General features: G+C 60.7%; 12 protein-coding genes and 1 pseudogene. 3 read left to right on the top strand and 10 right to left on the bottom strand.

Features of this window, described 5'->3' with window-relative positions:
* Positions 1–238, top strand: a 238-nt coding sequence (locus tag LDL37_RS12040) for a hypothetical protein (RefSeq protein ID WP_290798544.1), incomplete at its 5' end; no start/stop codon positions are given.
* Positions 239–312: 74 nt separating this feature from the next.
* Here LDL37_RS12040 and rpmB read toward each other — a convergent pair.
* Positions 313–609: a 50S ribosomal protein L28 gene (gene rpmB / locus LDL37_RS12035; RefSeq protein WP_013478599.1), complete on the bottom strand. Its 297-nt coding sequence runs from the start codon at positions 607–609 to the stop codon at positions 313–315.
* A gap of 112 nt (positions 610–721) precedes the next feature.
* On the bottom strand, positions 722–1,126 hold the full coding sequence (locus tag LDL37_RS12030) for a hypothetical protein (protein ID WP_272740382.1): 405 nt from the start codon (positions 1,124–1,126) through the stop codon (positions 722–724).
* A 319-nt stretch (positions 1,127–1,445) separates the two neighbouring features.
* Here LDL37_RS12030 and LDL37_RS12025 point away from each other — a divergent pair, with 319 nt between their 5' ends.
* Entirely contained in the window at positions 1,446–3,539 is a 2,094-nt protein-coding gene (locus tag LDL37_RS12025) for a catalase (RefSeq protein ID WP_290798538.1), read from the top strand.
* Positions 3,540–3,596: 57 nt separating this feature from the next.
* Here the strand turns inward: LDL37_RS12025 and LDL37_RS12020 are convergent, their stop codons facing one another.
* The 7 genes from LDL37_RS12020 to LDL37_RS11990 form a co-directional block, all read right to left on the bottom strand.
* Positions 3,597–4,106 carry a CarD family transcriptional regulator gene (locus LDL37_RS12020; RefSeq protein WP_013478601.1) on the bottom strand — a complete coding sequence of 170 codons (510 nt, stop codon included), beginning with the start codon at positions 4,104–4,106 and terminating at the stop codon, positions 3,597–3,599.
* A gap of 650 nt (positions 4,107–4,756) precedes the next feature.
* Positions 4,757–5,449, bottom strand: coding sequence for a trimeric intracellular cation channel family protein (locus LDL37_RS12015; protein WP_290798534.1), 693 nt, complete (start codon positions 5,447–5,449; stop codon positions 4,757–4,759).
* Between the two features lie 19 nt (positions 5,450–5,468).
* Positions 5,469–5,894: an arsenate reductase (glutaredoxin) gene (gene arsC / locus LDL37_RS12010; RefSeq protein WP_290798530.1), complete on the bottom strand. Its 426-nt coding sequence runs from the start codon at positions 5,892–5,894 to the stop codon at positions 5,469–5,471.
* Positions 5,891–6,601: an MIP/aquaporin family protein gene (locus LDL37_RS12005; protein WP_290798528.1), complete on the bottom strand. Its 711-nt coding sequence runs from the start codon at positions 6,599–6,601 to the stop codon at positions 5,891–5,893. The genes arsC and LDL37_RS12005 overlap by 4 nt, the downstream gene beginning before the upstream one ends.
* Positions 6,602–6,611: 10 nt before the next feature.
* A complete protein-coding gene (locus LDL37_RS12000) occupies positions 6,612–6,944 on the bottom strand; it encodes a helix-turn-helix domain-containing protein (protein WP_290798525.1) in 333 nt (110 codons plus the stop codon).
* A 94-nt stretch (positions 6,945–7,038) separates the two neighbouring features.
* Positions 7,039–7,380 carry a ferredoxin FdxA gene (gene fdxA / locus LDL37_RS11995; RefSeq protein WP_013478606.1) on the bottom strand — a complete coding sequence of 114 codons (342 nt, stop codon included), beginning with the start codon at positions 7,378–7,380 and terminating at the stop codon, positions 7,039–7,041.
* Positions 7,381–7,557: 177 nt separating this feature from the next.
* Complete coding sequence (locus LDL37_RS11990; protein ID WP_290798521.1) at positions 7,558–7,839, bottom strand: RNA-binding S4 domain-containing protein; 282 nt, start codon at positions 7,837–7,839, stop codon at positions 7,558–7,560.
* 101 nt (positions 7,840–7,940) lie between these two features.
* Here LDL37_RS11990 and LDL37_RS11985 point away from each other — a divergent pair, with 101 nt between their 5' ends.
* Positions 7,941–9,017 (top strand): calcium:proton antiporter, encoded by a 1,077-nt coding sequence (locus LDL37_RS11985; protein WP_126420581.1) that lies wholly within the window; start codon positions 7,941–7,943, stop codon positions 9,015–9,017.
* On the opposite strand, the pseudogene LDL37_RS11980 reads toward LDL37_RS11985, so the two are convergent.
* A pseudogene (locus tag LDL37_RS11980) lies at positions 9,018–10,000 on the bottom strand (phosphonate-binding protein); the annotation flags it as partial.

Below are 10,000 nucleotides of genomic sequence, written 5' to 3'. Positions count from 1 at the left end.
CTATCGCTTCTATCTGCCCGTGGTGGGGGCGCGCAATGTCCTGCGTGTTTTGCGGCTGGAAGGAAATCGCCTCAAGCTGGTCGATACGATCCTGCGAATCGAACCGCCCCTGCCTATCGACAATTATGAGGGCGTGTCGGCGGTGAAAACGCGCGACGGTTACCGGCTTTATCTGATCAGCGATCCTATCGGGGACAATGACCCGACCCACCTGCTGATGTTCGATTATCGGCCCTGAACGGCCGATATAAACAAAGAACCCCGAAGCCGGAGCCTCGGGGTTTTTCGCGTGTTCGGTTTATGCCTAAAAGATTAGGCCGCAGCCTTCTCAGCCAGCTTCGCCTTGATCTGCTTCTTAAGGCGACGGGCGCGCAGAGACAGTTCGGTATCGTCAGCCTTGACGAGGAAGGCGTCCAGACCGCCCTTGAAGTCCAGCGTGCGCAGGGCGGCGTTGGAGATCTTCAGACGGAAGGATTGACCCAGAGCTTCGGATTGAAGCGCGGTTTCACGAAGCGAGGGCAGGAAGCGACGCTTCGTCTTGATGTTTGAGTGGCTCACGGAATGGCCGACCATCGGGCCGACACCGGTGAGTTCGCAACGACGCGACATGATATCCACCTTCGTTAGAAACAATAGACAGGGCGCGGCCTTTCAACGGCAGCGCAAGAGGCGCGTTCTATAGGCAAAGCCAGCCACAGCGTCAAGCGGAAAAACCCCGTGTTCAGGCGAAAGCCTTCGGCAGGTCTGACATCGGCTTGACGACGATCTGCTGGGAATCGCGCCAGATGATTTCCTTGGCGATGCGCGCCTTGATGTCACGCACTGGCAGGCCACCTTCGCCAATAAGCCAGGCGCAGTAGCGCGCCCGCTCAATGGCTTCAAGCGCCTTCGGATCGAACCAGCAGATGCCCCAGATTGACCGCCGCCGCTTGAAGTGACGGCCGATTCGGTCGGGCACTGCCAGATAGCGGTTGTACCAGTCGAACTGCTCAGACAGTTCGTCGGTAATCCAGCGCGGCGCGCCGTTGCGGTACAGATACCACGACGCTTGAAAGAAACCGCTTTCGACGCCGCTCCACGGATGGATCAGCGGCGTCACAAAGCGCACATATTGAGACGAGGACATGACCTTACACGCCCGCGCAGGTTCATGCGCGGGGTCCTTCTGTAGGTTGGGAACGGGAAAGCGAAAACGGCCCTTCGGGCCTATTTCAGGCCCGACGGGAGATTGCGTTCGGATGGCCGGTTAATCTGGCGCATGCGGAAATCTCCGGTGTGAGGTCAAAGAGGTGCCCTGATACCTGCCTCGCGGTGATCAGGCAAGATGGTTAAAAATGAAATCATCTACTGTGGAAAACCGGCCACAGGTGAATCCGCAGTGACTCTTTATGGCATCAGGCCGAAATGTCCTTCCGGCGGCGGGTCATACCTATCACGAGGATAAAATGGACGACACCGCGAAGTTCGATACCGTCGCCGGTCAGGGCGGAGAAACCCATCAGCAGGTCCATCATTCTGGTCCGCACACGCCGCAAGGGCATCTGACCACCAATCAGGGGATTCGCGTCTCCGACAACCAGAACAGCCTGAAGTCCGGGGCGCGTGGCCCAACCCTGCTCGAAGACTTTGTTCTGCGCGAAAAAATCTTTCATTTCGACCATGAGCGCATCCCCGAACGCATCGTCCATGCCCGCGGTTCGGCGGCCCACGGCTATTTCGAACTGACGCAGTCCCTGTCCGACATCACCACGGCCGATCTGTTCCAGCGGGTGGGCGAGCGCGTGCCGGTCTTTGTGCGCTTTTCGACCGTCGCCGGCGGGGCGGGCAGCGTCGATACCCCGCGCGATGTGCGCGGCTTCGCGGTGAAATTCTATACGCAGGAAGGCAACTGGGACCTTGTGGGGAACAATATCCCGGTCTTCTTCATTCAGGACGCCCTAAAGTTTCCTGACCTTGTGCACGCGGTGAAGATGGAGGCCGACCGGGGCTATCCGCAGGCGGCTTCGGCGCACGACACCTTCTGGGACTTCGTGTCGCTGATGCCGGAATCGACGCACATGCTGATGTGGGCCATGTCCGATCGCACCCTGCCGCGCGCCTTTCGCACCATGGAAGGGTTCGGCATCCACACCTTCCGCTTCGTCAATGCCGAGGGCAAATCCACCTTCGTCAAATTTCACTGGAAACCGAAGCTGGGGCTGCAATCGCTGGTGTGGGACGAATCACTGAAGATTCAGGCCGCCGATAACGACTTCCACCGCCGCGACCTGTTTGAGGCCATCGACAGCGGGGCCTTCCCCGAATGGGAACTGGGGGTGCAACTGTTCGATCAGGCGCTGGCCGACAGCCTGCCCTATGATGTGCTCGATGCCACCAAGATCATCCCGGAAGAGGTGGTGCCGGTGACCATAGTCGGGCGCATGGTGCTCGACCGCAACCCGGACAACTTCTTTGCCGAGGTGGAGCAGGTGGCCTATTGCCCGGCCAATATCGTCCCCGGCATCGACTTCAGCAATGACCCGCTGTTGCAGGGACGGCTGTTCTCCTATCTCGATACGCAGCTCAAGCGGCTGGGCAGCACCAACTTCCACCAGTTACCAATCAATGCGCCGAAGTGCCCCTTCCAGAACTTCCAGCGCGATGGCCACATGCAGATGCAGGTGCCCAAGGGGCGCGCCAACTATGAGCCCAACAGTCTGGGGGCGCACGGCGAAGACGGCGGGCCGCGCGAATGTCCTGTGACCGGGTTTACGACGGCCCCGGCTCAGGACGGCGCGGACGAGCAGGGTGACAAGCTGCGCGTGCGGCCGGAGCTGTTTGCCGACCACTACTCGCAGGCGCGCCTGTTCTGGAAATCGCAGACAGAATCCGAGCGCGCCCACATCGCCTCGGCCTTCGTGTTTGAACTGTCGAAGGTCACTCTGCGGGGCGTCGCGCCGCGCATGGTGGCCAATCTGCGCAATGTCGATGACGAGCTGGCGGCGCGCGTGGCGGCGGGGCTGGGGATCGACCTGCCTGACGCAGCGCATGCGGCGCGTGAACCCATCGACCTGGCACCGTCCGACGCTTTGTCTATCCAGAAGAACCTGAAACCGACCCTGCAAGGGCGCAAGGTGGGTATCCTGATCTGCAAGGATAGCGACGCAGCGGTTCTACGCCAGCTCAAGGCCGACATCACGGCGGCGGGCGCGACGCCCTTCGTGGTCGGGGTGCAGATCCACGGTATACCGCTATCGGATGGCAGTCTGGCCGATGCCGACGGGCAATTGCTGGGCGCGCCGTCGCAACTGTTCGATGCGGTGTTTGTCCTGCTGTCGGAGGCGGGGACGCAGCGCCACCTCAAGGAAGCGGCCTCGGTCGAATGGGTGATGAACGCCTTTGGGCACCTGAAGGCCATCGGCCACACGCCGGAAGCTCAGCCCCTGCTCGATAAGGCGGGCGTGGTGCCGGACGCGGGCTTGGTAGAGGCCGACGGCTTTATCGCCGCGGCGGCGCAGCGCTATTTCGACCGCGAACCGAGCCTGAGGACTCTGGCCTGAATGCAAGAAACCCCGGAGATCGCTCTCCGGGGTTGTCTTTGAGGCTGTCGCCCAAAATCAGGCCGCCTTGATCAGCGACTTGTTGAGCAGGGCCACGGCGGCGTCGCGGTCGATCTTTTCGATGGCGGCGACTTCGCGGGCCATGCGGTCCAGAGCCGATTCGTAAAGCTGACGCTCGGAATAGGACTGCTCCGGCTGATTTTCGGCGCGGTGCAGGTCGCGCACCACTTCGGCGATCGAGACGAGGTCGCCCGAATTGATCTTGGCTTCGTATTCCTGCGCGCGACGCGACCACATGGTGCGCTTCACGCGGGCACGGCCTTTCAGCGTCACCAGCGCCTGAGACATGACGGCGGCGGGGGCGAGGTGGCGCAGACCGGCCGTCTTGGCCTTCTTGGTCGGGACGCGCAGGGTCATCTTCTCGTGGTCGAAGGTGACGACATAGACTTCGAGCTGATAGCCGGCTACTTCCTGGCTCTCAACGGCGGCCACGGTGCCCACGCCATGCGCCGGATACACAACCTTGTCGCCCGTCTTGAATTCGAGTTCTGCTGCAACAGTCGTCATTGCGGTCCTCTTTCTGTTTGAATGAGGCCGAAGGTCAGGCGCTGAGGTAATCCGTTCACACGACGCCGACGGCTGACCGGCGATCAGGGAGGAGGCCGGAAGACGCAGACGCAAAAAAACAACGACGTCCCTTGATTGGCTTAGGGGCATCGCTGCTATGTATGAATGGACTAAGACAAGCCTGTCATCCGACCTTTGTCGAAGATGCCGGATGTGCGGGAGAGCGCAGGCGGCATTTTAGGTGAATATAGGGAGATGCCGGTGGAACGCGACGCGCGCCTTTGCATCAGTGAAATCATGTCTATCATAAAATTACACAAAAATAAAGTCCGGCTGTCAGGAAAGCGTCGCCGTGATGCGTGGCACGGAGCTGAGGTCAGAGACCAAGTGTATCTGCATCTTGCAAATGGACGGGTGTAGTAAATCCGGAGGTCATCCGCGCGTACACTTCCTGCAACAGCGAATTTGCGCATCATTTTCAATCAAAATGGGCCTGTGTTTAATTTTAAATGACTGTATTTCCTGTTTCATCAGGATTTTGGGCGTGGCAAATTTCCGAGCGGGGAGGGGGCGCGTTCAAAAAAGCTTGTGGATGAAAGTATAGGGGCGGGGGCGGGGGTGCAGAGGCATCACGTCGCAGGCGGCAACAATTATGAAGATTTGTTACGGCTGTCGTGATCGCGCGGACCGAAGGCGGGCAGACTCAGCGACCAGTGAATCGCCGCCCCGCGCAGCGCCAGGGCAGCGGCGAATCCGCTGAGGCCCGCCGGCCAGAAGGACAGGCCAAACAGGCTGAGGGTGACAAACACCGATGCCCCCAAAAGCGCGGCCGTGATATAGATTTCCCGGCGCAGCAACAGGTTGGGCTCTCCGGCCAGCACGTCGCGGATAATCCCGCCAAAGGTTGCCGTCAGCACGCCCATGACCACGGCGGACACAGGCGCGACGCCGAGGTTCAGCGCCTTGGCCGCCCCCACCACCGCATAGGCCGCCAGCCCCATGGCGTCCAGCCACAGCATGGCCAGCATCCGTTTTCCGGGCTTGCCATCCGGGCGCGGTGAGGCATTGCGCGGAGCCAGTCCCCACACGGCCAGTCCGGCCAGCGCGCAGATCAGGATGTAGTCCGGCCTTTGGACCCAGAACACCGGTGCTCCGATCAGGAGGTCCCGCAGCGTCCCGCCGCCAACGCCGGTAATAGCGGCGAAAAAGGTGAAGGTAATGATGTCCTGCCGCCCGCGCGCCGCCGCTATGGCGCCGGAGGCCCCGAACAGGGCCACGGCGGCGTAGTCCAGCCAGAAGAGGGCGGTGATCAGGGCGCTAACGGCAGGGTCGGGGACGGTCATGCGCCTTGCTTACTGTATTTTACCCGATGATGCGATTCCCACTCGCGTCAATCATCAGCGCGCCATCTTCTTTGCGGAAAGGACCGGCTGGCCAGCGTTCCAGCAGATCGAGCACGACCTCCGACGGGCGGCACAACCGCGTCCCCTTGGGCGTGACGACGAAGGGCCGATTGACCAGTATCGGATGGGTCAGCATGGCCTCAATCAACGCTTCATCGCTGACGCCGGGGTCCAGCAGGCCCAGTTCAGCCGCCGGCGACTTGCTTTCACGCAGGGCCTGACGCGGCGTCAGACCGGCCTCAGCAAACAGGGTCAGCAACGGTTCGCGCTGCCAGCCCACACTGAGATAGGGAATGACACGGGGTGTATAGCCCGCCGCTTCGATGACGGCGAGGACGTTGCGCGAGGTGCCGCAGTCGGGATTGTGATAGATGGTGACGGTCATGAGGCCATCCTCTCCGGGGTGGTTTTGCTCTCTTGGGAGATCTGGGGTGGGGACGACTTTAGCAACCAGGCAAAAACGAGGGCGGCCATGGCGGCACCTGCGCTTTGAGCGGCGATAAAACCGGGCACGGAGCCGAGGGCAATGCCCGCGAAGCTATCGGTCAGGCTCCGCGCCACAGTCACAGCAGGGTTGGCAAAGGCGGTGGAGCTGGTGAACCAATAGGCTGAGGTGATGTAAAGGCCTATGGCGGTGGGGGTGAAGTCGGGTTTAAAGCGCTGGCAGCCGAAAATTGTACCCATCAGGCCAAAGGTGGCTACGGCTTCGGACAGCATAAGGCCGGAACCGTCGCGTAGTCGGGTGGCCGACTGGATCAGGGCCTCGCCGAACATGGCGTGGGCGATCCCGACGCCGATGACCGCTCCGGCGAATTGCACCACTATATAGGCCGCCGCCAGAGCCGGTTTGATGTCGCCGCGCATCATAAAGGTCAGAGTCACCAGCGGGTTGAAGTGCGCGCCGGACAGCGGCCCGAACAGGCTGATCAGTACGATCAGGCCTGCGCCCGTTGCCAGCGCATTCGCCATAAGCGCCAGAGCGGTGTTACCGCCTGACAGGGTCTGCCCCATGAGGCCCGACCCGACGACAATCGCCAGTAGCCAGGCGGTGCCCAGTGCCTCAGCGGCTAATTTGCGTAAAACCATCCCCATGCGCTGCCCCTCAGCACGCACAGGTGAGTTTGGCGATCACGGGCTGACACAGTTCAGGCGCCCCGCCGCAGCAGTTTTCCATCAGAAACCCCAAAAGCCCGCTGACGCCATACATATCGGCGAAGTAGCGAATGCTGCGTCCCTCGCGCACGCTGTGGATCAGACCGGCCTGAGTCAATATGGCCAGATTGGCGGACATGGTATTCTGACGTACCCCCAGACGGTCACCGATTTCACCCGCAGGCAGGCCCCGTTGTCCCACCTGCACGAGCAGACGGAAGACATCGAGGCGTGTTTCCTGACTGAGGGCCGCAAGGGCATCGAGAGTTTGTTTTTTATCCATATATCATGATTATTTGATATATTTGGCGGAGTCAAGAAGGATGGTGGTGCTGCCTCAGATACAAAAAGAGCGCCCGATGCGGCGCTCCTTGTCTTTATTTACCGTCGCCCGGCTTTTCGGAGAAGTATTTCTCGAACTTGCCGGTTTCGCGCTCGAAATCCTCACGGTCAGCGGGCGGCGTGCCCTTGACCGAGATGTTTGGCCAGACGCGGGCGTATTTGGAGTTGACCTCCAGCCACTTGCCGTCCGGCTCATCCTCGGTATCCGGCTTGATGGCGTCCACGGGGCATTCCGGCTCACAGACGCCGCAGTCGATGCACTCATCCGGATTGATAACCAGGAAGTTTTCACCCTCATAGAAGCAGTCCACCGGACAGACTTCGACGCAGTCCATAAACTTGCACTTAACGCAGGGATCGGTGACGATATAGGTCATGGAACTCAGGTGCCTTTAGTGGGGACAGGTGCCACAAAACAGGGTCTGTAAAGTGTTTGGGGGTCATGACTTTTGCGGCGCGCACTGTCAAGGCTTTAGCCGCACACCAACCGCGATTTTTACTAAACCGCCCAAGGGCTTTGGCTTAAGCCTATGCTTTGCGCCTGAGAGTGAAACCTATTCGCAGGGCTCATAGAGGCCCTGCGCCTCGCTGGCCGGGCCGCGACGTTCCCCCATGTCGAGGACGCGCACATCAACCAGCCGCGCCCCGATGGCGAATGTCAGCCGGTCGCCAATTCGGACTGTGTGGCTGGCCTTCTGAATGCGAGCGGTCTGGCCGAAGCGTTCCAGCCGCAAAAGGCCGCTTTCGGCGAACTTCGCCGACAGGGCGCGCGTCTTGAAAAAGCGGGCGCGCCACAGCCAGACATCAATACGGCAGGTTTCAGAGGCAGAATCCATCCCCCATTCTAACCCTGCGATTGCAAAAAGCATTGCATATTTTGCGCCGATGCCGCAGGTCAGCAATCGATTGTTTTACGCTCAACACCAGGGGATTCGTTGTGACAGGCCTGTTGAAGTCAGAAGGTAATCTGCTGATCGCGCTGATCGTGGCGGCGATTGCCATTCCGCTGGAACACAGCCTTGTCGGCTCCGGTCAGAGCGTGGCCCTGATAGCGTCTATCGCTCTGATCGGGGTGATCATTCTGGTGTCGCTGCGCGTGGCGCACCACGCCGAGGTGCTGGCCGAAAAGGTCGGCGAACCCTATGGCACCATGATCCTCACCCTGTCGGCCGTATTGGTTGAGGTGGTCATCCTCGCCATCATGCTGGGCCACTCACACAACCCAACGCTGGCGCGTGACACCATCTATTCGGCGGTGATGCTCGACATCAACGGCATTATCGGCGTGGCCGCCATTCTGGGCGGCCTGAAACACGGTGAGCAGCCCTATAACGATGCCTCGGGCAAGACTTATATCGTCATGATCATGACCGGTATGGGCGTCTCCATGCTGGTGCCCGAATTTATCCCAGTGGCGCACTGGAAGGCCTATTCGGTGTTTTCCATCGGCATCATGGTCTTCCTCTACGCCATGTTTCTGCGCCTTCAGACCACGAAGCACAGCTATTTCTTCAGCTATACCTATGCCGGGACAGGCGATGAACACCATACGCACGGTGGCAAGACGGCCTATTCGGCGGCCATCCTCGTCGCGGGTCTGGTGCTGATTGGCGTACTGGCCGAGGTCATGTCGAAGACTCTCGGCACCGGCCTCGAAGGCACCGGCATCCCGCCGGTCTTTCCGGCGCTGGTGGTGGCGGCCATTTCGGCCAGTCCTGAAATCCTGACGGCCTTGCGCGCCGCGCTGGCCAACCGCATGCAGCCGGTGATCAATATCGCGCTGGGGGCCTCGCTCTCGACCGTGGTCCTGACCGTGCCCGTGATCGAGTTGATCTCGCTGTTCAACGATCAGAAGATCCACATGGCCCTGACCCCTACCCAAAGCATCATGACGGCTCTGACACTATTGGTGGCGGCGATCAACCTCAATGACGGTCAGACCAACGCCATTGAGGGCACCACGCACTTCGTGCTGTTCTGCGCCTTTATCATGCTGTCGTTTCTGGGGTTGTGATCAACCACCGCGCAGCACCGCAAAGGGTGAATAGGGGTTGACGAAGGGTGCCTGTTCTTTGGCTTTTTTTGGCGTGCCGGATTTGCTTCGCCAGCCCTGATAATCCGCAGCCGCATCCCCTTCGCCGAAGCGATGCGTCCCGGCCTTGGCAAAGCCCAGCGCGGCCATCAGTTTATCATTAAGCCCCTCGGTGGCGCCGGGTTGCAGATAGATCACCCCCTTGTGCCACACGCCTTCGCTCAGGGCCTTGTCCAGTGCATCCAGCGTCTTCAGCCGGACCGGTTTATGCCCGGCAATGGCCACCAGCCCTTTCAGGCTGAGGGCGCGTTGCGGATGGTCCTTCGCCCCGCCAAAGGCCTGCATCAACGGTGGCGACAGCTTCGGCAAACGCCAGACGAAGCGATTGCCGTGGATGCCCAGCCCTTTCAGCAACTTGCGCTCATCCCCCGTCAGCTTGTCTTCGCCACGCAAGGTCACGCCGCCGTTTTCATAGATCTGCCACGCCACGGCACGCACGGAGGCGGGGGTCGCCTCATTGTGGGCGGCCTCATAGACCCGGTGCAGGGGTTTCAACTGATGCAGGGCCTGTTGCCGCACAAAATCGGTCAGCCGTTTACGCGCGCGGTCTTCCAGCGCCGCCTGATCGGACTGACACTCCAGACGGATGACCGGGTTGAAGTAATCTGACGGGGCGATATGGCCGACCGTTTCGCCCTGCCACAGAACCTGCTTACCTTTCAGGCGCAGGGTTTTGGATGGGGCCTGTGCCAGGGCGTGCAGCCGCTCGCGGATCAGGGGCGTCACCGCGCGGTGCGCCGCCTGACGGATCGTCTTGTCCTCAATCAGGCTTTCACCGGCCGCCTGCACGAAGTTCAGCCCCTTAAGCTGCCCCACGCGCTGGCCTTCGAGGAAGACGTCGCCATTGTCCATAATCTCCGGCTTGGGTGCCTCAAAGGCATTGAGCGCCTTCAACAGCGCGCTGG

The organism is Asticcacaulis sp., assembly GCF_020217185.1.
In the GTDB taxonomy this organism is placed as follows: domain Bacteria; phylum Pseudomonadota; class Alphaproteobacteria; order Caulobacterales; family Caulobacteraceae; genus Asticcacaulis.
The sequence above is the reverse complement of the archived record's forward strand: the minus strand, read 5'-3'. Positions and strand labels throughout refer to the sequence as shown.

Excerpts from the sequence above, each read along its gene's own strand:
- LDL37_RS12025 (WP_290798538.1), top strand. The coding sequence starts at position 1,446 with ATGGACGACACCGCGAAGTTCGATACCGTCGCCGGTCAGGGCGGAGAA.
- LDL37_RS12030 (WP_272740382.1), bottom strand. The coding sequence starts at position 1,126 with ATGTCCTCGTCTCAATATGTGCGCTTTGTGACGCCGCTGATCCATCCG.
- LDL37_RS12015 (WP_290798534.1), bottom strand. The coding sequence starts at position 5,449 with ATGACCGTCCCCGACCCTGCCGTTAGCGCCCTGATCACCGCCCTCTTC.
- LDL37_RS12000 (WP_290798525.1), bottom strand. The coding sequence starts at position 6,944 with ATGGATAAAAAACAAACTCTCGATGCCCTTGCGGCCCTCAGTCAGGAA.
- rpmB (WP_013478599.1), bottom strand. The coding sequence starts at position 609 with ATGTCGCGTCGTTGCGAACTCACCGGTGTCGGCCCGATGGTCGGCCAT.
- LDL37_RS12005 (WP_290798528.1), bottom strand. The coding sequence starts at position 6,601 with ATGGGGATGGTTTTACGCAAATTAGCCGCTGAGGCACTGGGCACCGCC.
- LDL37_RS11990 (WP_290798521.1), bottom strand. The coding sequence starts at position 7,839 with ATGGATTCTGCCTCTGAAACCTGCCGTATTGATGTCTGGCTGTGGCGC.
- arsC (WP_290798530.1), bottom strand. The coding sequence starts at position 5,894 with ATGACCGTCACCATCTATCACAATCCCGACTGCGGCACCTCGCGCAAC.
- LDL37_RS12020 (WP_013478601.1), bottom strand. The coding sequence starts at position 4,106 with ATGACGACTGTTGCAGCAGAACTCGAATTCAAGACGGGCGACAAGGTT.
- fdxA (WP_013478606.1), bottom strand. The coding sequence starts at position 7,380 with ATGACCTATATCGTCACCGATCCCTGCGTTAAGTGCAAGTTTATGGAC.